Genomic DNA, 20,345 nt, shown 5'->3' with positions numbered 1-20,345 from the left:
TGACTTTTGAATGCATGACTTGCGCCTTGCGGTACTAAATATATTTACAAAAGTGAAATATCCGCCTAGTAAACCAATAGTAACAACAGCTACCATCGCATCGGCTAGAGGGGGATGAGACGAAGCACACTAAAAATTTATTTTTATAACTGAAAATTTTATTTTATTTATGTGTTAAGTAGCTTTCACGATGTTATCTGTATAATCTATCATTCAGTTTAACTTATCGAATGTATAATCTATCATTCAGTCTTATTGATTATTGACCTCTGTTACTTATTGATAGGTTGAAATTTGGGGATTAGGGCATCTCTTTTTAAGACATAACATACCACTCACTTAGTAGTTATTTATTAACGGAATTTGAGAAGTTATGTAGGTATACTCTATCCTAGACATTACCTAAACTTGTGCTTCAAAAATCATGAGCCATTATATGAATAGTTAGCACGTTTACAGCACTATCCAATGTCTCAAGACTTATTAAACTCCTTTCAAGAAGCATACAGCAATCTCGAACTGTTTCCGTTGATGGAACGGAACGAAATGGAAAGATTTCGAGTCGAATATGGTGATGATTTGATTGCAGACCTGAACCAATTAGTAGAAGATAGTCCTAATGGAGATGGCAAAATTGTCTTTACAGGACATCGAGGATGTGGTAAGTCTACTTTGTTAGCTGAATTTAGCCGACAAATTCAAGATAAATATTTTGTAGTTCTCTTTTCTATTGCTGACAAAATTGAAATGTCGGCTGTTAATCATATTAATATACTGTTTGCGATCGCAGTTAATTTAATGACAGAGGCAGAAGCACGCAAAGTTGATATTCCGCAATCTACTAAAGAAGCTCTTTATAAGTGGTTTGCTACCCGCACTCGCACTGAAGAATTAAATTTACAAGCAGAAGCTAGTATCGGTTTTGACCTTTTAAAATTGATTAGCTCTAAATTAAAGGCTGATGCTAGCGTTCGGGATGAAATTAAGCAAGAATTTGAACGCAAGTTATCAGATTTAGTTGCCAGAATTAATGAAATTGCTGCTCTAATTCAAGCTGCAACTAAACAAAACGTTTTAGTAATTATTGATGATTTAGATAAACTTGACTTAGGCAGAGTTAACGAAATTTATCGAGATAACATTAAAGCTCTCTGCCAACCTAACTTTCAAATTATTTACACTATCCCGATCGCAGTCCTTCGAGAAACATTTATTAGCACAATAATTGCCACTGAAACCAACGATCAAGTTGTGGCAATGCCTGTCTTAAAAATATTTGATAAAGGTAAAAATCGCTTTTCTAACGCTGAACCTCGCCCGGAAGCAACAAAGATTCTCGGAGAAGTTTTACAAAAACGGATTCCCAGTGAATTAATTACGGCAGAAACGGCTGAAAAAATCGTAATTTACAGTGGTGGCGTATTGCGAGAGTTAATTCGGATTTCTAAGGAATGTTGCCGTATATGTTTGCGAACGATCCGGCGAAATCCTTCAGCCAAAGTTATTATTGATGATAAAATTCTTCTGCAAGCAATCAATAAAATTCGCAATGATTTTTCCATCCGTTTAGGAAAGGTTGATATCGATATTTTGCAGAGTGTGTATGAACAATTTATGCCCAATGACCCTAAACAAGCAGAGTTTTTAGATTTGTTACATGGGCTGTATGTTCTAGAATATCGCACTGATGAAACTTGGTATGATGTTCATCCAATTATTATCGAAAGCTTAAAAAGACAGGGAGCCATTAATGTTAAATGAAGAATCCTTAGATGATCAAGGAGAAAATCAAGATGCCTATGATGATTTAATTGTTTCTATTGAAGCTCAAAAGCGGGGCTTAAATTTACTGATTGCAGTTTGTGATGATGCTAGCTTTCGTGATCAGATTATTGCTGAATATGAAGCTGAACTACAACCCGCCTTTCGTGCATATCGAGTAACTTTAGCACGTCAGGAACCAAGCCTCAAAGCTGCTCTTAACCAACTGGTACAACAAGAAGAATATCTCCGTCAGCAGAACCAGGCGGTAATCACTGCGACGGGTGCTGAACAACTTTATTTTCTCAGATTGGGAAATGAGCAATCGGAACAGGAGAAATTTTTTGGTTACTTACAGTGGACAAGGGAAGGATTGCGCGAATTTCCATTTGCGATCGTGCTTTGGGTAACTAACCAAATTTTAGTCAACCTAATTAAAAAAGCTCCTGATTTTTGGAGTTGGCGCAACGGTGTATTCAGGTTTGAATCTCAAAAGACAAATGCTATTCCTGGTAAAGAATTAGAAAATATCCGCTTTGTTTTTCGAGATACAGAATTAGCTAGCACAGATACTAATGAAAACAACCCCTTTTTCTTACCCATTCAAGATTTACAAAGGTTAATTGAGAAGGTAGAACAAGAACGGGGAACTAAAGACCCCACCTTGGCTACTTTATACTCAAGATTGGGCGATATTTACCACAGCAGATTAGATCGGGGTGAATCTCAAAATTATCAAGAAGAACAGGAATTAGCAATTAAATATTGGCGTCAAGCGAGTGAGCTACAAAATGAATTAGGTTTGCAGATAGACTTAGCTAATAGCCTCAACAATTTAGCAGGAATATATCGTGCAACAGGACACTACAGCGAAGCTGAACCCTTATATAAACAAGCTTTAGAACTGAGGAAACGTCTGCTAGGAGAAAACCATCCTTCTTTTGCTACTAGCCTGAATAATTTGGCAGGACTTTACAAATCAACTGGACAATATAATAAAGCAGAACTCCTATATCAACAAGCTTTGGAACTGAGAAAAGGACTGTGGGGAGAAAACCATGCTGATGTAGCCGTCAGTCTGAACAATTTGGCACTACTATATGATGAACAAGGACGTTATGACGACGCAGAACCTCTGTATCTGCAATCATTAGAACTCGAAAAACGTCTGGTTGGCGAAAATCATCTTTCTTTGGCTCTCATACTAAATAATTTAGCGCTACTTTATTATCATCAAGGACGTTACAGTGAAGCTGAACCGTTATCGCAACAAGCAATAGAACTAGATAAGCAATTTTTGGGAGAAGAGAATCCTGATGTTGCAACAGATTTGCACAATTTAGGTTTAATATACCGCGCTCAAGGACGTTACAGTGAAGCGGAGTCTTTGTTTTTGGAATCATTGGAACTTAAGCAGCGTGTATTACAAAAAGCGCATCCGCTTTTAGCAGATACGATCTATGCTTTGGGTTATATGTACAGGGAGCAGGGGCGTTACAATGAAGCGGAACCCTTATGTATAAGAGCTTTAGAACTTGATAAGCACCTATTGGGAGAAAATCATCCCAATGTTGCCGAAAGTCTAAATAATCTGGCAGAAATTTATCGTGAAACTGGACGTTACGCTGAAGCAGAACCGCTTTATTTGCAAGCTTTAAATATTTGCGAACGAGTCTGGGGTGTAAATCATCACCGTAGTGTCACTATTCGTCAAAATCTAGAGAAGCTTGCCGCAGCAATGCAGAATAATGGAGAGTGCGATGTCTTGTCTACGACACGCTGCGCGAACGACAACCCCTTCGGGGAACGCAATGCATAGAGCAAAAATCTAATTTTGGGTTAAGCTAAACGCTAAAATATCATAAAAATGGAATATTTTCATTTTGAGACTCTAATCTAGAGATAGCAAAATGGCTAAAGATGTTTTCCATCAACAGGTAAAAAAAGCATTAATCAAAGATGGGTGGATAATTACTCACGACCCTTTTACAATTCGTGTTAGTGAAGCGATTAAACTACAAATAGACTTAGCAGCTGAAAATGCCATTGCCGCAGAACGGAATACAGAAAAAATAGCTGTTGAAATTAAGAGTTTTATTGCAGATTCAGATATCAGTGAATTTCATACTGCACTCGGACAATATTTGAATTACTGCCAAGCTATTGAAGAGAAAGAAGCAGACAGAGTGCTTTATTTAGCCGTTCCGATCGAAACATATCAAGACTTTTTCCAACTTTCTTTTGTCCAACGCACCCTTCATCATTACCAAGTTAAGTTAATATAGCTGTTCCCAATTGCATGGAATACAGACCTAACCCCCAGCCCCTTCCCTTCTAGCGTTGGGGAGTAAGATTCAAAGCTTCTCTCCTTTTAGGAGAGAGGTCAAAACTGTACTGCACCCAAGCGAGAACCGCTATAATTTACGATCCAAAACGTGAGGAAATTCGGCTATGGATAAAATAGAACGCTATCGACAATTTATCAAACAAATTCTGAGCGAACATCAACAAATCACGTCTAATACCGATACTGTCAAATCACAATTAATTTTAGACAACGAAAACGACCATTATCAACTAGCTTACGTTGGCTGGCAAGGAGATAAGCGGGTGTTTGGCCCGGTTATGCATTTTGATATTCAAGATGGGAAAATATGGATACAGTATAACGGTATGGAAGAGTCTGTTGCGGAACGATTAGTTGAGTTAGGTGTACCCCCTTCTCATATTGTTATTGGGTTCCATTCTCCTTTTAAGCGCCAGTTTACCTGTTATGCTGTCGAGTGAACTTCAACTCAAGTGATGAATACATGAATATTGAACAAGTAGTAAATGGATAGAAAAGCGATCGCTCCAAATCCCCGACTTCTTAAACAAGTTGGGGATCGGTAGGAAGCTTGCTCAATTGTCTTCCAAATCTACTAGTGAACTCCAACAAAACCAGCTTGCTCAATTGCCTTTTGCCCTTGGTCAGTTAATAAAAGATTGGCATAAGCATTTCCAATCTGCTGTTCTGGACCTTTGTTCTGCTTAATAATCACAAACAAATTAGCAATCATCGGATAGCTGCCATTTTTGATCGCCTGAGTATTTAGCTGGTTGCGCCGACGTGGACACTGTTCAGGTGATACCATCGGCTCCTGATAGGGGGGAATTAGCTGACTAGAAGTCCGACCCAATCGCAAAGCCTTCACGCTACATTGAAAGACTACTGAACGGGCAGAAGCGTAATACACACCACCAGGGGTTTTACTGAGTTGGCGCAGCGCCTCTGTAGTAGAGTAGACATACTGCACATTCGAGCCAAATGCTTGTCCCTTTAAGTCGCTGTTACTAGGGAATATTACTGTATCTGCGTCCTCTGGTCGTTGGGAAAAAGCTGTGATGGGTAGATTTGGCCCACCGACTTGATTCCAATTAGTAATTTTCCCCAAATAAATTTGCTGCAATTGGTCAACAGTTAAACCCGATACACTGAGTAATGGATTGACTACCACTGCTATCCCATCCATACCCACCTGACGTTGCTCAAGGGTGAAGCCTCGCTCTTTTGCCGTAGCTTGTTCTTTATCTGTGAGGGGACGGGAGGACTGAGCAAAGTCTAGTTTCCCATCAAGCAACATCCGAATGCCGGAGCTAGAACCAGGGCTACCATTAACAGGGTTTACGTAGCGTAATTGTAGTTCCGGGCGATCGCTCTGGATCTGAGAATCTACTAATTGCCGGATAGATGCCCAAGCTGTACTACCTCCGTAATTGAATGAGGCAGTGGGAACATCAGCAACTGTCTGAAAATTGGATGCATTATTAGATACATTATTATTAGAGACGCTGTTGATATTTTGAGCCGAGGAAGAGTTAACACTGTTGCGGGACAATAAATTTGGCTTCAATAACCACCAAAGTAATCCGCCAATAACCATAAGTGTTAGAACTTTACCAATAATCAAACCTCTAAGAAAGAGGGCGATTTCGCTGTTAATTAAAGCTTTTCTTTGATTTGTATTGTCCATATCTTTAAATATTGTTTCATTGTATTTATCTTACAGGAATATCTAAGTATTTATCCTACAGTAATTTTTAAATATTTAAATTCAAACTAAATCTCTAATAGCTAGTTAATAAGCAGTTTTATGATTGCTGCTAAATGATTAACCTTTTCTAATGTAGTGAAATTAAATTTGCTATTTGGTAGTTTTTGCAATGGTGCAATTGCTTTAACTGATTCTTTTGTTAGGTGCTGATTTAGCTACTAGACTATTCATATTAGTTAATGGGAACTCAACAAATTTTTCTAGAAAACTCTTTAGTGGAGTAGGTTGGTTTGGAAGTGATGTCCCCGTATTAATAAATGTATAGATTAAAACTATTACTATCAAGCTAGTAGTAGCACCAAGACCTATGCCCAGCAGCAAAATAAAGTTTTTATAAGTTAGCAAATAGCTCTCATCAGCCTTGTGGTCGATGCCAGCAGATTGTGAGGGCTGTGACGTTACATCGGAATTAAGGGCTTGCAAAGCTTCTGTAGCAGATTGATAACGCTGGTTGTAGCGATCGCGAACCATTGTATCTAAAATATTTGCCAGAGCATCACTTACCTGGGCGCGATCGCGCCAGATAACTTCTCCAGTATTGGGATCTTCTGGTAGTTGCTCAGGTATTAAACCTGTCAAAGCTTGAATGCCAATCATCCCTACTGCATAGATATCGCTGCAAAGTTTTGGCTTTCCCTTAGCCTGTTCGCTTGGCATATAGCCAGGAGTCCCAACAGCAATTGTTAAGCCTGCTCCCAAAGCACCAATTTTCTTAATACTCCCAAAATCAATTAGCACAATCTTTTGATCGGAGTACCGCCGCATTAAGTTTTGAGGCTTAATATCTCGGTGAATAATATCGTGTTCGTGGACGAAAGCTAGCACTTCGAGGATGTCTTTTAATAAATTTAAGACTGTATTCTCGTTAAGACAGTGACCGGGTACAATTTCTTGAGTCAAGGCATGACCGTCAATAAATTCCTGGACTAAATAAAAATCTCCATCTTCATCAAAATGGGCAAACAGTCTTGGAATTTGATCGTGGTCGTTGCCTAGCTGGTATAAAACTTCCGCTTCCCGATCGAATAGCTTTTTAGCAATGGGTAGAACAGCAGGATTGGAATCTTTTGGGTGGAAATGTTTGACGACACAATGGGGTTGTCCTGGTAAATCCAAATCAATGGCCAAGTAGGTATCACCAGAACCTCCACTTCCTAAGTGTTTAATAATCTCAAAGCGATTCCGAAGTGTTTTTCTGTTGAGAGAATATCTATGTCTGTTACGTATAGCACCCCCTAACAAGTAAGTATTATCAGATTCTCCGCTTCCCATCACTTTGACAGTCTCAAAGCGACTCCGGAGTGTTTTTCTGACTAGAGGGTTCTGGCTCATGTGGCGTATACTACTTCTTAATTTACTGACCATTCAGAGCTTGGGTGAGGTTATGAATCCCTGCTGATAGATTTGCTGGTATTTGAGTCAGTCAGCCGATCGGGCAACCTGTGCTTTGGATGAGTTTGGTGCTTAATTGCTTGATTGCTTTGTTTAATACCCTTATAAGTATCTTAATACAAAATTAATTTCTGAACTACTTCTGTAATCTTATCACTTAAGTAAATTTAACACTAGTCCACAGTATTTAAACTGTGGGCAGAGGATAATATTTATGAGTCAGGATGTTTATTTCTTTTGACTGTGAAGTCTGATTACTGGCAACAACTTGAACAGTGAAATTTAAAGGCACAAATACCCTTACAGTGTTCGCCACAATTTTGTTACCAGATTTTAGTCATTACTAACTGCGATCGCGTTGTCAGATCAATGTGAGTTCGACGAAAAAACTAAAAAAGATCGCGTAAGTTTTTGAGGTAAATATCGAGTGATGGTTTTTGAGGTAAATTAGGTGTAACTTTTCAATCACTCACACATTTTATGATCTCGATCTACTCCTAATTCTGGCAAATCTGTAATGCGTATTCACTTTCACTAAATACCACAATTAATATGTGATACCAATTGTTAAAAAAGAATCCATCCCTACCTACCCTTAGCAAGGGGAAGGTGCGCGTCAGCGCGGGTTGGGTTATCTGTCGTAAACATTTTTTGAATTGGTATGAGCTACTTAAATGAGAAAGCAAAATGGCGAATTACTTACAATGCTTGCAATCTCTCGAAGAACTTCAAGTTTCCACTTTCTTGACTAGAAAAAATATTAGGACTGCTATTTCCTGAAATTAAATTCGCATAAATTTGCGAACTTTCTTTATTTATTGGTTTACTCAGTCCTTAGAATATCAATTTACAGTATATTAACTGGTTATTCAATGCTTTCTCCAAAATATCCTACTTTTCCGACTTTTCCCACCTTTTACTTTACTCGCATATATATCACGTGTAATAACTCAGTTGCATCTAGCAAAAGTAATAGTGGGAATAGTCTATGCTTGTTTTGATATACATTTTATTTAACTTTTTTAGGTAAATGATAAATATGCGTTATCCATAACCCTTGTAGAGACGTAGCACTGCTACGTCTCTACAATTTTTTTCACTGATAGTTTTTATTCTGTTAATTAAAAAAGCCCCCTAGTGGGGGCTTATTAAGTTGTCCGCGTGGATTGAACAACTAGTTAATTAATACTCACAGTAGATAAAGTAATCCGAACAAAATAATCCAAATCACGTCAACGAAGTGCCAGTATATTTCGGCGGCTTCAATACCAAAGTGCTTTTCGTTACTGTAGTGACCCGGAACGCGCGATCGCCACAACACAGCAACAATTGCCAAAACGCCTATAGTAACGTGCAATCCGTGGAAACCAGTCAAAACGTAAAATGCACTGGCAAATAAATTGGTAGTTAAACCAAATTCTAAATGGGTATATTCATATACTTGACCTATCAAGAAAATAGCACCCATTGCAGCGGTAATTGCTAACCAGATTCGCGCACCCCGTGTATCGTTCTTTTTAATAGCAGTGTCGGCATTGTGCATGACAAAACTACTAGAAATTAGATTGATGGTGTTAACTCCAGGTAGCAATAGTTCTAATTCTGGGGTACCTGCTGGCGGCCACACAGGTAAGGTAGCACGGAAAGCCAAGTAGGCTCCGAACAGTCCCATAAAAATCATCCCTTCAGCAATCAGGAAGACAATTAGCCCAAACAGGCGATGGTCTGGATGTTCTTCATGATGACCGACGGACGCTTTCGCCGCGTGGTGATGATTCAGTTCGGTTTTAGCTGGGTCAATAATTTGACTTTGCATGAATTTTGATAAGTGGAGAATGGGGCATGGGGGAGGCAGTTGCTCCACTTGGGGTTTCCCCAAGTGGAGCAACTGCCGTCATTGGGCATGGGGCATGGGGCATTGGGAAGAGAATTAATTAACCAATCCCTAGTCCCCATTCCCCAGTACCCTATTTATTTCCGGTCTTCGGGATTGGCGGCAACCGCTGGGTCGGGTTCTGCTCTTAATACTGAGTTTGGCCCACCAGATAAGATGGGATTGGGATCGGATAAAGGTACACCTTCATTAGCATTTTCCAAACCGTAGTCGTAGGGGCCTGTAGCCAGTACTGGGGTTTGATCAAAATTCTCGATCGCTGGCGGTGAGGTCGTCATCCACTCTAAGGTAAGTGCCCTCCAAGGATTATTGGCAGCTTTCTCGCCGTACAACCAACTCCAAATCGCATTGATGATGAAGGGGAATGTCGAAACTGCTAGTATGTAAGCGCCATAGGTGCAGATTTCGTTGAGAAAGGTAAATTTGGGGTCATACTGGGCGATACGGCGGTTCATGCCCATTAATCCCAGCTTGTGCATTGGTAAGAAGGTCATATTTAGACCCACTATTGTTAAAGCAAAGTGAACCTTACCCCAAAATTCGTTCAGCATCCGTCCCGTCATTTTCGGGAACCAGTGGTAAATCGCCGCATAAATGCCGAGAACACTACCACCAAATAGGACATAGTGCAAGTGTGCAACTACAAAATAGGTGTCGTGAACGTGAATATCAAAGGGCACTGCTGCCAACATCACGCCACTGATCCCACCAATTACAAAGGTACCGACAAAGCCCATTGCAAACAGCATGGCACTGTTAAGCCGGATTTTTCCACCCCACATGGTTGCTAACCAACTGAAAATTTTAATTCCCGTGGGTACGGCAATGATCATCGTGGTGATCATAAAGAACATCCGCAACCAACCGGGGATACCGCTGGTAAACATGTGGTGTGCCCAAACAATTAGCCCCAAAAAGCTAATCGCAAGAGACGAATAAGCGATCGCTTTATAGCCAAAAATCGGCTTGCGGGAATGGACGGGGATAATTTCTGAAATTGCGCCAAAGAAGGGCAAAATCATGATGTAAACCGCTGGGTGGGAGTAAAACCAGAACATGTGCTGGTATACCACTGGGTCGCCACCGCCAGTTGGGTTAAAAAATGTTGTCCCGGCAATTAAGTCAAAGGAAAGCAGAATTAGACCTGCTGCTAACACTGGTGTAGATACCAAAGTCAGTGCCGAGGTAGCAAACATCGCCCAGCAAAACAAGGGCATTTGGTGAACCCCCATACCAGGGATACGCATCTTGAGCAATGTGACGAGGAAATTGATTGCCCCTAAAATCGATGACGTACCCAGTAGCAGGACACTCATAATCCAAATTCCCTCACCTACTTGACCTGTTACCAAGCTCAGGGGAGGGTAGGAAGTCCAACCCGCATCCGGTGCATCGCCTACCACTAAACTGGTGATCAACAGTAAACCCGCAGGGGGAATCATCCAAAAGGCAACAGCATTCAAGCGCGGAAATGCCATATCCTTTGCCCCAATCATCAAGGGAATGAGGAAGTTAGCAAAACCCGCACCAGCTGGCACAATCCACAAGAAAATCATGATCGTGGCGTGCAGCGTAAATAAGCTGTTGTAGACTTCAGGGGTGACAAAATCGACTTCTGGTGTTCGCAGTTCTGTACGAACCAAGTCAGCCATCACGCCACCAATGCAGTAGAAAATGAACGTAGTGACTAGGTATTGAATCCCAATCACCTTATGGTCGGTGTTGAAGCCAAAGTAGTCTTGCCATTTTCTGATCCCTGGCTCCTCACTAAGGGCGGGGATATTGGCAGTTTCTTGCAACTGAGCTTGTGTCATAAGAGTGCTGAGTGCTGAGTGCTGAGTTATTGCACTTTTAAGATGGACTATTAATTAATGGTGAACTTGATGGAGGATTTCTGGTTTAATTCCCATATCCTTGGTGTAAGGAGCGAGAAATTCATTTGGGGATAGATCCGCAGGGTTAACAGCAATGGCTTGATTTAGTGTTTCTTTACTGGCAACTAGCTGTTCTTGCACCCATTTGTCAAAGGCTTCTTGTGGCTCAACAACTACTGGCGCTCTCATTGCACCGTGGTAGGGGCCACAAAGTTCAGCACAGATCAGGGTATAATCTCCTGCTTTTTTGGGGGTGAAGCGAATCTCGCTTTGCCTACCAGGAATCGCATCTTGTTTCAGGCGGAACTCTGGCACCCAGAAGGCATGAATGACATCGTTGGCGGTCATACTGATTTGCACTTCTCGCCCGATGGGGACGTGCATTTCACCTGTAGTTATACCAGTTTCAGGATAGGTGAAAATCCAGGCATATTGTAGACCAGTGACGTTGACTTGTAATTCAGCTGGTTTACCTGCTTTATCAGGAGTGCCCCCAATTGTCGGAGCTACAATACCTACACCTGGGGCATTCCGCAGTTGGGGAATTTGGTCAGCATTGCGGACTTCTGCCGTAGCTGGATCTTCCATTGCCTGATCAGATTTTTCTTGATTGAGGTTGGGTTCAGTGCTGGGAGGAGTATCGCTTAAAGTTGCGGCGATCGCACTCCCATGACCTGGCATTTTCATCGACTCCTGATTCATCGGTGCTTCATGGATAGCATGGGGATCAAAGCCACCGATTTCGTTGTAGACATCAAAGCTGTAAACAGAAATACCGATAACGATAATTGCTGGGATCGCTGTCCAGAGAATTTCTAGAGGTACATTGCCCTCAACTGGTAGGCCGTCTTTATTGTCACCTGCACGCTGACGATATCTAAATGCAGAGTAAATTAAAATACCTTCGACGAGCAGAAATATGCCTGTAGAAACGATCATCATCGCGTTGAACAGACCATCCACCAAGACGGCTTCATCAGTGGCGGCTGCTGGCAACAGACCGTGATTTTGACCGTACCAAAAGCTGGCTAGCGTTAGCACGATGCCAATGAGTAATGTCCAGATGGAAGTTGGAATCTTCACGGCTTACTTAATTGAATTTACTATGTTAGCTCGAAGCTACTCACTTACTAAGGTAGTCTAGGCTGTCAGACATCGGGGACAAAGGTCTGAAATTTTTATTAATTTTTTTGGCTATTTTAGTAATTTTGAGTATGAGTTTACTACCATACAACGCCAAAAATAGATGCAAATCAGTGAAAAAATTTAAGGAAAAATTTATATTGTGATTAATCAATTTCTCACATCTTGAAAAATACCTAAAGCTTCAGGCAAAACTTTGCTGGAGTGATTCAAAGTATAAGTGAGTGCTAATCTATAAACCCATAGCCTATACGCTAGGGTGGAGATGGGACACTAAAAGAAAATTGAAAATTTTAAGAGATCCACCAAGAGCGGGCAGAAGGTATCGTTCATGAGCGAATTTGTCCTACAACAACAAAATGAAGCGGCGCTTCAGCAGCAAAAGCCCAAGGAAATGATTCGGCGCTTGGTGTGGAAAATGTGCATAGCCACCTTAATTTTGATGGCCATAGGCAGTGCCACCCGCGTCATGAATGCTGGGCTTGCTTGCCCAGACTGGCCCTTATGCTATGGCGAACTCGTGCCAGCCAAGCAAATGAATCTCCAAGTGTTTTTGGAGTGGTTTCACAGATTGGATGCGGCTTTAATTGGTTTAAGCGCGATCGCACTTTTCGGTTTATCCTGGTGGCGTCGTCGTTCCTTACCCTCTTGGCTGCCTTGGGCATCTACATTCGCCCTATTTCTAATCGTCTTCCAAGGTATCTTGGGGGGACTCACCGTTACCGAACTGTTGCGGTTTGATATCGTTACCGCCCATTTAGGAACGGCGCTGTTGTTTTTTAGCACCCTCCTGATTATTGGCACAGCACTCATGCCCTATCAGGGGAATGGAACTGTTGGTAAGTTGCCTTGGGTCGGTTTAACTGCTGCTGTTCTAGTTTACCTGCAAAGTCTGCTAGGTGCTTTGGTAGGCTCTCGCTGGGCGCTACACCAATGCCTCGGCGGTTCTCAACTTTGTACTGTAATGTACAGCCATATTGCTGGTTTGGTGCCGCCAACAGTGGCAACCTTGGCAATGGTATTTATCTGTTGGCGGACACCAGCACTACATCCAGCCTTGCGGCGACTGGCAAATATGGCTGGTGCGTTGTTAATCTTACAAATCTTGTTGGGAGTCGCCACTTTCAAATTACATCTCCAAGTCGAGCCTCTCACAGTCTCTCATCAAGCTATAGGAGCTACTTTGCTAGGTACTTTGGTGGCTTTCACAGTTTTATCACTACGTGACTCAGTGAGTGCTGAGTCACGTTAGCGGATAGCTAGGGTTGAGCCAGTGCTGAGTAGAAAGTGGAGGAGATGAAGAAGATGAGGGAGCAGGGGAAGTATTCCTAATTCCTAACTCTTGTACAGACGCGATTAATCGCGTCTCTACTCTTAACTCAGCACTGATGATGCGTCTGTGTTTTTATTTGCCTGAAAGAGCCAGCTTGAGCGGGGGCTGCATATACAGCGGATTTCAAGGGAAGTGAAGTACACAAGCTAAGTCTCAAAGCCAGGTATAAAGCCTGTTTTACTTCTATTAGCGCAGCGGGGCGCAGCCCATTCTGACCGGAGGCGGAGCGTCTCCGGCTCCGCTCCTGAATTCTGAATTCTGAATTCTGCTGTAAGTTTTTGAAAAATAAGGAACCAGAGCCAAAATGATTGAGACTAATGTCTCTCGCCACCACGAAACATTTTTCCAGGTAGTTCAAAGTTATTACCAGCTAACAAAGCCTCGGATTATTCCGTTGCTTTTGATTACCACGGCTGGGAGTATGTGGATTGCTGCTAAGGGAGAAGTAGATCCATTGCTGTTGCTAGTAACTCTCACTGGTGGCACTTTGGCTGCTGCAAGCGCCCAGACGATTAACTGTGTGTATGACCGGGATATTGATTATGACATGGAGCGGACGCGCCATCGTCCGATACCTTCGGGTAAGGTGCAGCCACGCGACGCTCTAATTTTTGCGATCGCACTGGCGACGATTTCCTTTACACTCCTAGCAGTATTTGCCAATCTGTTAGCCGCCCTGCTAGCTTCCTCTGGCATCGTCTTTTATATTTTGGTTTATACCCACTGGCTAAAACGCCACACCACCCAGAATATTGTCATTGGTGGGGCTGCTGGGGCAATTCCGGCGTTAGTGGGTTGGGCTGCTGTCACAGGCACTTTAAGCTGGTCAGCATGGTTAATTTTTGCCATCGTCTTTTTGTGGACACCACCCCATTTCTGGGCCTTAGCTCTGATGATTCGGGATGATTACGCAAAGGTGGGGATACCAATGCTACCTGTGATTGAAGGTGATACGGCAACTGTGAAGCAGATTTGGTATTATACGCTGATCACTGTAGTTGCAACCCTGTTATTGGTTTATCCTTTGGGCGCGAGTGGAATTCTTTATGCTGCGATCGCTGTAATTCTGGGAGGATTATTTATCCACAAATCTTGGCGTTTGTTGCAAAATCCAGAGGATCGCGCTGTAGCTAAAGAGTTGTTTCTCTTTTCCATCTCCTATATGATGCTGTTGTGTCTGGGGATGGTGGTTGATAGTCTTCCCGTTACCCATAATCTAATTAGTGCAGTGATTAATCATCTGCATTTTATTGGATAGGGGATGGAAAATTTAGCGATCGCGTTTGGTAAAGGGGCGCGATCGCATATCAACATTTCCATTCAGATTCAGGAATTTTCGCCCCTTGAAAGATACTCCGTAATGTACCGATAGGTAGGGGAATTTATACTAAATAGTAGTTCAGAATATTCTTTCCAGCGATTGTTTAGACGCCAACCGATGCGATCGCCTACTTTAATCCAATCACAGCCTAATTTTAACCAAATATTGTCTTTGGACACTAAAGCCAAAACGCCCGTTGCTATACTTTAGCCAAAGTTCATTAATCTTGCTGATATCTTGGCAATGTTGACAAATTACATTCGTACAGCAATGCACAAAGCAACCTACGAGTTGCTTGAGGATGGAACTTTCTATGGCGAAATTCCAGAATGTCAAGGAGTGTGGGCAAACGCTGCAACATTAGAAGCTTGCCGGGAAGATTTGCAAGATACTCTTGAAGGATGGATTATTTTAGGATTGCGTTTAGGTCATACTCTACCGATACTTGATGGTGTTGACCTGAATTTCACCAAAAAAATACAAAACTTAAAATTTTTATTTAACATTTAGTCTAAATACTATATTTTAAAGTCCACATTCTTTGCAGCGTAGTAAAATCAAACTCACTACTAATGTCATCCCAGTAATTCTAAAACATGGTAAATGACCTTTTGGAGCTTTTATAGAGAAGATCAGGTCATCAAACCATACAGGAGACATTTCTTCAAATAAATCTATAAAAAACAATAATTTCTGTCTTCCCATTTTAAAACGCAACCATCCTACTTCCGAGCCAAAACTACACCAAGCTTCCCAATCTGGCTCCTTGCTTCCCCCCATATTTTGCCAGATTTGTTTTTGTACATTGAAACCGAAGTGTCCGTTGCTATATTTATTCCAAAGGTAGTTAATACCAAAAAGGTCTTCACAAGAAAATTTTTCTATATCTTCTAAATAAAGAGAACCTTGTTTTTCTCTATCAGCTATTTTAAGCATGATATCAAAAGTTTCTTCATTAGCATCTTGCCATCTGCCAGAAGCTAGTAGCTCATTAAGTCTAGGAAAATTTGCTGTTACCGCCGCATTTAGATTATGAACGGTCGAACTTTGATAGTTTGGTTGACTAGCTGTAGTAGTTTTTATATATTTTCCATATCTTGATTTAGAAAATGGAAAACTGACAGCATTAAGAGCTTGTATTACTTTATCAACAGATTGATAGCGTTCCTTCACATAATCCTGAATTAACTTATCTAAAACTTGCCCAAATTCAGGAGTAATACTTCTACCTTGTGATAAATATTTTCTCCAAATCCAGCAACCCCTGAACGCATCATAAAGTTCATCAGAACCATCTGCTTTTGGTAAAACTTGGGTTAATAGCCGAATACAAGTTACACCCAAACTATAAAGGTCACTTGCAGGGAAAACTTGACCACGCATTTGCTCTAATGGTGTATATCCAGGCGTTCCTACTGTTGTGCCAAGACCTACAAAAGTTTTTGTAATTTGTTTAGAAACACCAAAATCAATTAATATTAACTTGCCATCCAGACGACGCATGATATTTTCTGGCTTGATATCTCGGTGAATTACACCGCGTTCATGGATAAACCTCAAGATAGGCAATAAATCAGTTAAAAGCTGTTTTATCTTTTCTTCGCTAAAGGCTCCCTGCTGCTGCAATTCTTGTAATAAATTCTGCCCCTGAATCAACTCTTGTACCAAATAAAGCCGCTTATCCTGTTCAAAATAAGCAATCAGGTGGGGAATTTGCGGGTGTTCTCCCAAGTCATACAGACGCTTCGCCTCTTGCTTAAATAACTCTGTAGCTTTCTCAAGTGCAGCCGTTCCTTCTAATTGAGGGACAAATTGCTTAATTACGCAAGGTTCGTCTATCTTATCTGCATCCCTAGCTTCATAAGTTCTGCTAAATCCACCCTCACCCAAAAGTCGTATTACCCGGAAACGGTTTCTGAATAATGGTGTGAGTGTTTGTCCACACTTAATGCAAAACTTATTGTCATCAGGGTTAAAGGGATTTGAACAACTGGAATTAGAACAGTAAAGCATATTTGGGAATATATCAGCAGATAGTGTCTATGTTCAGTTTTCCCAATTTCTGCTTACTGGGTTTTACCAGTCTTGATATTTTTGAGCGGATTTACTTCTAGTGGCGGCTACAGTCTCAAGTTAGTTTTGCTAGCGTAGTGATATAAGGTTTATCGCTCCCCAGCAAGCGCCTGGAAGCAAAAGGATTAATATGGCTCATTTAAATCAGCGTCGTCCCCAAAATGTCAACGGCGATTTTTATGTAGATACTACCTGTATTGATTGTGATACCTGTCGCTGGATGGCTCCTGAAGTATTTTATGATGTTGATGATCAATCGGCTGTTTATCATCAACCAAGCAATGATGCGGAAAGATTAGCAGCGCTTGAAGCACTTTTAGCTTGTCCTACTAGTTCTATTGGCACTGTTGAGAAACCAAAAGATATCAAAGTTGCTCAAGAAAAGTTTCCAATATTAGTAGCGGAAAATGTTTACCACTGCGGCTATCATTCTGAAAAATCTTACGGTGCTGCTAGCTATTTAATTCGACTTCCAGAAGGTAACATTTTGGTGGATTCTCCCCGGTTTACGCCGCCTTTAGTCAAGCGTTTAGAAGAACTGGGGCCAATTCGTTATATGTACCTAACTCATAAGGATGATGTGGCAGATCATCAAAAGTTTGCCGAGCATTTTCAGTGCGATCGCATCCTCCACACTGATGATATTACTGCGGATACTCGCAATGTAGAAATACAGCTAACTGGTTCAGAACCATTTACTTTGACTCCAGATTTATTAATTATCCCAGTTCCCGGTCACACCAAAGGACAAACTGTTTTACTCTACAAAAATAAGTTTCTGTTCACTGGCGACCATCTCGCTTGGTCAGAAAGCTTGCACCAACTAACTGCATTCCGCGATTTCTGCTGGTATTCTTGGTCAGAACAGACTAAATCAATGCGGAACTTGGCTAATTACTCTTTTGAGTGGGTACTACCAGGTCATGGACGAAGGTTTCATGCTGATAGGGAAACCATGCATCAGCAGATGCACAAGTGTATTGAGTTGATGGAATCTTTGAATTGACCAAATAATTCATAATTATTCGGTTATATGGCAAAACCCACGAAAAACCTAACCCCCTTCCCGACACGGGAAGGGGAAAAATTCAAAGTCTCTCTCCTTTAGGGCTACGGTGTACACACAAGTACTTTCGTTCATAACACAAGTCTTTTCCTTCACAACACAAGTCTTTTTTGAGCCTTTAAGGGAATGAAACAGCTTTGCTTTTCAAGAGGGGGTTGGGGGGATTAAAAGTCGTGGAGCCACTCTAAAAGACTTGTATGTACACGGTAGCCTTTAAGGAGAGAGGTCAGACTGTATTGCATACAAACCAGCGATCGCTATAACCTGGGTTTTAGCACCCTTTTAACCAAACACGGATTATGAAAAAGCTGATCAACAAGCCGGAAGATTTTGTGCTGGAAAGTCTAGAAGGTATGGCGGCGGCTCATTCCGATTTAATTAAACTGAACTACGATCCTGCCTTTGTCTATCGAGCCAATGCACCTATTCCGGGAAAAGTAGCAATTATTTCAGGTGGTGGCAGTGGACATGAACCAATGCACGCTGGCTTCGTGGGCAAAGGAATGCTTGATGCAGCTTGTCCTGGTGAGGTTTTCACTTCACCGACTCCTGACCAAATGCTAGAAGCAGCCAAGCAAGTAGATGGAGGCTCTGGTATCCTTTATATCGTCAAAAATTACAGTGGCGATGTCATGAACTTTGAAATGGCAACCGAGTTAGCCCGTGGTGAGGGTATTCGATCGCTAAATATTTTGATTGATGACGATGTAGCAGTGAAAGATAGTCTCTATACCCAAGGACGGCGGGGTGTGGGAACAACAATACTGGCGGAAAAAATTTGTGGCGCGGCGGCTGAGGCAGGGTATGATTTGCCACAAATAGCAAATTTATGTCGCCGAGTAAATTTGAATGGGCGGAGTATGGGAATTGCTCTAACATCTTGTACAGTCCCCGCTAATGGAACGCCGACATTTGAATTGAGCGATCGCGAAATCGAATTAGGTATCGGTATCCACGGTGAGCCAGGAATAGAACGTACAGCCATCAAAGCAGTAGATGAAATCACCGAAATTTTGACGCGATCGCTCATTGAGGATGCAACATACAGCCGCACACTGCGCGAGTGGGATGAAGACAAAGAAGAATGGGTAGATGTAGAGCTAACAAGTCTACCATTTGCCAAAGGCGATTGCTTATTAGCTTTCGTCAATAGTATGGGTGGAACCCCGATTTCTGAGCTGTATATTGTTTATCGCAAACTCGCCCAAATCTGCGAACAGCAAGAATTGCAAATTGTGCGAAACTTGATAGGCCCTTATATCACATCTCTGGAAATGCAAGGTTGCTCTATTACCTTGCTGAAATTAGATGATGAGATGATCCGGCTATGGGATGCACCAGTAAAAACGCCGAGTTGGCGCTGGGGAATTTCATAATTTACGAATTACGAATTATGTTGATATGGTTAGTCAGACGGAGATATTACAATGGTTGCAGGCTTATGCAACCGAGATAGAGCAGAATAAAGCATATTTGACAGAATTAGATGCTGCGATCGGAGATGCTGACCACGGGATCAATATGGATCGCGGCTTCAAAAAGGTAAGCGCTCAGTTACCAACTCTTACAGATAAGGACATCAGCAGCATTCTTAAAGCTGTGAGTATGACCTTAATTTCTTCTATTGGCGGTGCTAGTGGGCCTCTTTATGGCACCTGGTTTTTACGAGCCACTATAGCAGTAGTTGGTAAGCAAGAATTAACAGAACAAGATGTGTTAGGGCTACTCCAAGCAGGCTTAGACGGCGTGGTGCAACGTGGCAAAGCGCAACTAGGAGACAAAACGATGGTGGATGTGCTTTCTCCAGCTATAAACGCTTTTGGACAAGCTGTAGGAGAAAGTAAGGGAACGCTGGAAGCTATGCAACAGGCCGTAGCAGCAGCCCAAAAAGGGTTGCAAGAAACTATACCGATGCAGGCGAAAAAGGGACGGGCTAGCTACCTGGGAGAACGGAGTATCGGACATCCAGATCCAGGAGGGACTTCTGCTTATTTGATGTTGAAGAGTTTGTTAGCGGTGTTGGAAAGTTCTAAGTAATACCAAGTCCGGCTAATTAGTTATGATTCCCACAGTCATTGCACCCCACACGCCAATTGCTTAAAGTGGGAAAAGACTGTAAGCCTAACTATTAACGCAAATTGATAGCTTTGATCGCACAGGCGTATTGCACCATTGTGGCTATTATTAAAAGAAAAATAAAAACTATTTCTCTATTTTTACGCCTATTTGAGATTCAAAAGTTGAAGCAAATTTTGAAGCTTGAAATTATTCCAACTCAAAGCTACTGAAGTTTCAATAGTTATAGCAACCGCCAAGGCGGTTAGGACACCAAACGCAAGACATCCTCAATCGCATCTCGTAAACAATCAAACTGATCGAGTTTTTTGCGGATTC

The 20,345-nt window shown here is 41.7% G+C and carries 18 protein-coding genes; 10 read left to right on the top strand and 8 right to left on the bottom strand.

The window, feature by feature from the left end:
- The first annotated feature begins 468 nt into the window (after positions 1-468).
- The 4 genes from V7L12_RS15165 to V7L12_RS15150 all read left to right on the top strand — a co-directional run bounded on the left by V7L12_RS15165 (position 469) and on the right by V7L12_RS15150 (position 4,548).
- Positions 469-1,761 (top strand): ATP-binding protein, encoded by a 1,293-nt coding sequence (locus V7L12_RS15165; protein ID WP_335085286.1) that lies wholly within the window; start codon positions 469-471, stop codon positions 1,759-1,761.
- A complete protein-coding gene (locus tag V7L12_RS15160; protein ID WP_335085284.1) occupies positions 1,751-3,580 on the top strand; it encodes a tetratricopeptide repeat protein in 1,830 nt (609 codons plus the stop codon). The genes V7L12_RS15165 and V7L12_RS15160 overlap by 11 nt, the downstream gene beginning before the upstream one ends.
- A gap of 91 nt (positions 3,581-3,671) precedes the next feature.
- Positions 3,672-4,046: a XisH family protein gene (locus V7L12_RS15155; RefSeq protein WP_335085282.1), complete on the top strand. Its 375-nt coding sequence runs from the start codon at positions 3,672-3,674 to the stop codon at positions 4,044-4,046.
- Positions 4,047-4,212: 166 nt separating this feature from the next.
- Positions 4,213-4,548 carry a XisI protein gene (locus V7L12_RS15150; RefSeq protein WP_335085280.1) on the top strand — a complete coding sequence of 112 codons (336 nt, stop codon included), beginning with the start codon at positions 4,213-4,215 and terminating at the stop codon, positions 4,546-4,548.
- A gap of 134 nt (positions 4,549-4,682) precedes the next feature.
- Here the strand turns inward: V7L12_RS15150 and V7L12_RS15145 are convergent, their stop codons facing one another.
- The 5 genes from V7L12_RS15145 to V7L12_RS15125 all read right to left on the bottom strand — a co-directional run bounded on the left by V7L12_RS15145 (position 4,683) and on the right by V7L12_RS15125 (position 12,098).
- Positions 4,683-5,774 carry a PstS family phosphate ABC transporter substrate-binding protein gene (locus V7L12_RS15145; protein ID WP_335085278.1) on the bottom strand — a complete coding sequence of 364 codons (1,092 nt, stop codon included), beginning with the start codon at positions 5,772-5,774 and terminating at the stop codon, positions 4,683-4,685.
- Between the two features lie 204 nt (positions 5,775-5,978).
- Positions 5,979-7,187, bottom strand: coding sequence for a serine/threonine-protein kinase (locus V7L12_RS15140; RefSeq protein ID WP_335085276.1), 1,209 nt, complete (start codon positions 7,185-7,187; stop codon positions 5,979-5,981).
- Between the two features lie 1,249 nt (positions 7,188-8,436).
- Complete coding sequence (locus V7L12_RS15135; protein ID WP_335085698.1) at positions 8,437-9,063, bottom strand: cytochrome c oxidase subunit 3; 627 nt, start codon at positions 9,061-9,063, stop codon at positions 8,437-8,439.
- A 155-nt stretch (positions 9,064-9,218) separates the two neighbouring features.
- Entirely contained in the window at positions 9,219-10,955 is a 1,737-nt protein-coding gene (gene ctaD, locus V7L12_RS15130) for a cytochrome c oxidase subunit I (RefSeq protein WP_335085274.1), read from the bottom strand.
- A 54-nt stretch (positions 10,956-11,009) separates the two neighbouring features.
- Positions 11,010-12,098 (bottom strand): cytochrome c oxidase subunit II, encoded by a 1,089-nt coding sequence (locus tag V7L12_RS15125; RefSeq protein WP_335085272.1) that lies wholly within the window; start codon positions 12,096-12,098, stop codon positions 11,010-11,012.
- A gap of 391 nt (positions 12,099-12,489) precedes the next feature.
- On the opposite strand from V7L12_RS15125, the gene V7L12_RS15120 reads away from it, so the two are divergent.
- Together V7L12_RS15120 and V7L12_RS15115 are read left to right on the top strand one after the other, a co-directional pair.
- Positions 12,490-13,410 carry a COX15/CtaA family protein gene (locus V7L12_RS15120; protein ID WP_335085270.1) on the top strand — a complete coding sequence of 307 codons (921 nt, stop codon included), beginning with the start codon at positions 12,490-12,492 and terminating at the stop codon, positions 13,408-13,410.
- A gap of 385 nt (positions 13,411-13,795) precedes the next feature.
- The gene (locus V7L12_RS15115; RefSeq protein ID WP_335085268.1) at positions 13,796-14,749 is read left to right on the top strand and encodes a heme o synthase; all 954 of its coding nucleotides are present in this window, start codon (positions 13,796-13,798) and stop codon (positions 14,747-14,749) included.
- A gap of 68 nt (positions 14,750-14,817) precedes the next feature.
- Here the strand turns inward: V7L12_RS15115 and V7L12_RS15110 are convergent, their stop codons facing one another.
- Both V7L12_RS15110 and V7L12_RS15105 read right to left on the bottom strand, forming a co-directional pair.
- Complete coding sequence (locus tag V7L12_RS15110) at positions 14,818-14,991, bottom strand: GUN4 domain-containing protein (RefSeq protein ID WP_335085265.1); 174 nt, start codon at positions 14,989-14,991, stop codon at positions 14,818-14,820.
- The gene (locus tag V7L12_RS15105; protein WP_335085263.1) at positions 14,954-15,088 is read right to left on the bottom strand and encodes a GUN4 domain-containing protein; all 135 of its coding nucleotides are present in this window, start codon (positions 15,086-15,088) and stop codon (positions 14,954-14,956) included. The genes V7L12_RS15110 and V7L12_RS15105 overlap by 38 nt, the downstream gene beginning before the upstream one ends.
- On the opposite strand from V7L12_RS15105, the gene V7L12_RS15100 reads away from it, so the two are divergent.
- Entirely contained in the window at positions 15,056-15,322 is a 267-nt protein-coding gene (locus tag V7L12_RS15100; protein WP_335085261.1) for a type II toxin-antitoxin system HicB family antitoxin, read from the top strand. The genes V7L12_RS15105 and V7L12_RS15100 overlap by 33 nt on opposite strands.
- A 15-nt stretch (positions 15,323-15,337) precedes the next feature.
- Here V7L12_RS15100 and V7L12_RS15095 read toward each other — a convergent pair whose 3' ends face one another.
- On the bottom strand, positions 15,338-16,825 hold the full coding sequence (locus tag V7L12_RS15095; protein ID WP_335085259.1) for a protein kinase domain-containing protein: 1,488 nt from the start codon (positions 16,823-16,825) through the stop codon (positions 15,338-15,340).
- Between the two features lie 190 nt (positions 16,826-17,015).
- Between V7L12_RS15095 and V7L12_RS15090 the strand changes: the two genes are divergently transcribed.
- From V7L12_RS15090 to dhaL, 3 genes are all read left to right on the top strand, one after another.
- Positions 17,016-17,891: an MBL fold metallo-hydrolase gene (locus tag V7L12_RS15090; protein WP_335085257.1), complete on the top strand. Its 876-nt coding sequence runs from the start codon at positions 17,016-17,018 to the stop codon at positions 17,889-17,891.
- Positions 17,892-18,250: 359 nt separating this feature from the next.
- Positions 18,251-19,327: a dihydroxyacetone kinase subunit DhaK gene (gene dhaK / locus V7L12_RS15085; protein WP_335085255.1), complete on the top strand. Its 1,077-nt coding sequence runs from the start codon at positions 18,251-18,253 to the stop codon at positions 19,325-19,327.
- 25 nt (positions 19,328-19,352) lie between these two features.
- Positions 19,353-19,988 (top strand): dihydroxyacetone kinase subunit DhaL, encoded by a 636-nt coding sequence (gene dhaL, locus V7L12_RS15080; protein ID WP_335085253.1) that lies wholly within the window; start codon positions 19,353-19,355, stop codon positions 19,986-19,988.
- Positions 19,989-20,345: the final 357 nt, after the last annotated feature.

This window comes from Nostoc sp. (assembly GCF_036918245.1).
Classification (GTDB): Bacteria; Cyanobacteriota; Cyanobacteriia; order Cyanobacteriales; family Nostocaceae; genus Nostoc.
This window is presented reverse-complemented; position numbering and strand designations above follow the sequence as displayed.

Coding starts and splice junctions, on each gene's coding strand:
- V7L12_RS15165 (WP_335085286.1), top strand. CDS start 469: ATGTCTCAAGACTTATTAAACTCCTTTCAAGAAGCATACAGCAATCTC.
- V7L12_RS15160 (WP_335085284.1), top strand. CDS start 1,751: ATGTTAAATGAAGAATCCTTAGATGATCAAGGAGAAAATCAAGATGCC.
- V7L12_RS15155 (WP_335085282.1), top strand. CDS start 3,672: ATGGCTAAAGATGTTTTCCATCAACAGGTAAAAAAAGCATTAATCAAA.
- V7L12_RS15150 (WP_335085280.1), top strand. CDS start 4,213: ATGGATAAAATAGAACGCTATCGACAATTTATCAAACAAATTCTGAGC.
- V7L12_RS15145 (WP_335085278.1), bottom strand. CDS start 5,774: ATGGACAATACAAATCAAAGAAAAGCTTTAATTAACAGCGAAATCGCC.
- V7L12_RS15140 (WP_335085276.1), bottom strand. CDS start 7,187: ATGAGCCAGAACCCTCTAGTCAGAAAAACACTCCGGAGTCGCTTTGAG.
- V7L12_RS15135 (WP_335085698.1), bottom strand. CDS start 9,063: ATGCAAAGTCAAATTATTGACCCAGCTAAAACCGAACTGAATCATCAC.
- ctaD (WP_335085274.1), bottom strand. CDS start 10,955: ATGACACAAGCTCAGTTGCAAGAAACTGCCAATATCCCCGCCCTTAGT.
- V7L12_RS15120 (WP_335085270.1), top strand. CDS start 12,490: ATGAGCGAATTTGTCCTACAACAACAAAATGAAGCGGCGCTTCAGCAG.
- V7L12_RS15115 (WP_335085268.1), top strand. CDS start 13,796: ATGATTGAGACTAATGTCTCTCGCCACCACGAAACATTTTTCCAGGTA.
- V7L12_RS15100 (WP_335085261.1), top strand. CDS start 15,056: ATGTTGACAAATTACATTCGTACAGCAATGCACAAAGCAACCTACGAG.
- V7L12_RS15095 (WP_335085259.1), bottom strand. CDS start 16,825: ATGCTTTACTGTTCTAATTCCAGTTGTTCAAATCCCTTTAACCCTGAT.
- V7L12_RS15090 (WP_335085257.1), top strand. CDS start 17,016: ATGGCTCATTTAAATCAGCGTCGTCCCCAAAATGTCAACGGCGATTTT.
- dhaK (WP_335085255.1), top strand. CDS start 18,251: ATGAAAAAGCTGATCAACAAGCCGGAAGATTTTGTGCTGGAAAGTCTA.
- dhaL (WP_335085253.1), top strand. CDS start 19,353: ATGGTTAGTCAGACGGAGATATTACAATGGTTGCAGGCTTATGCAACC.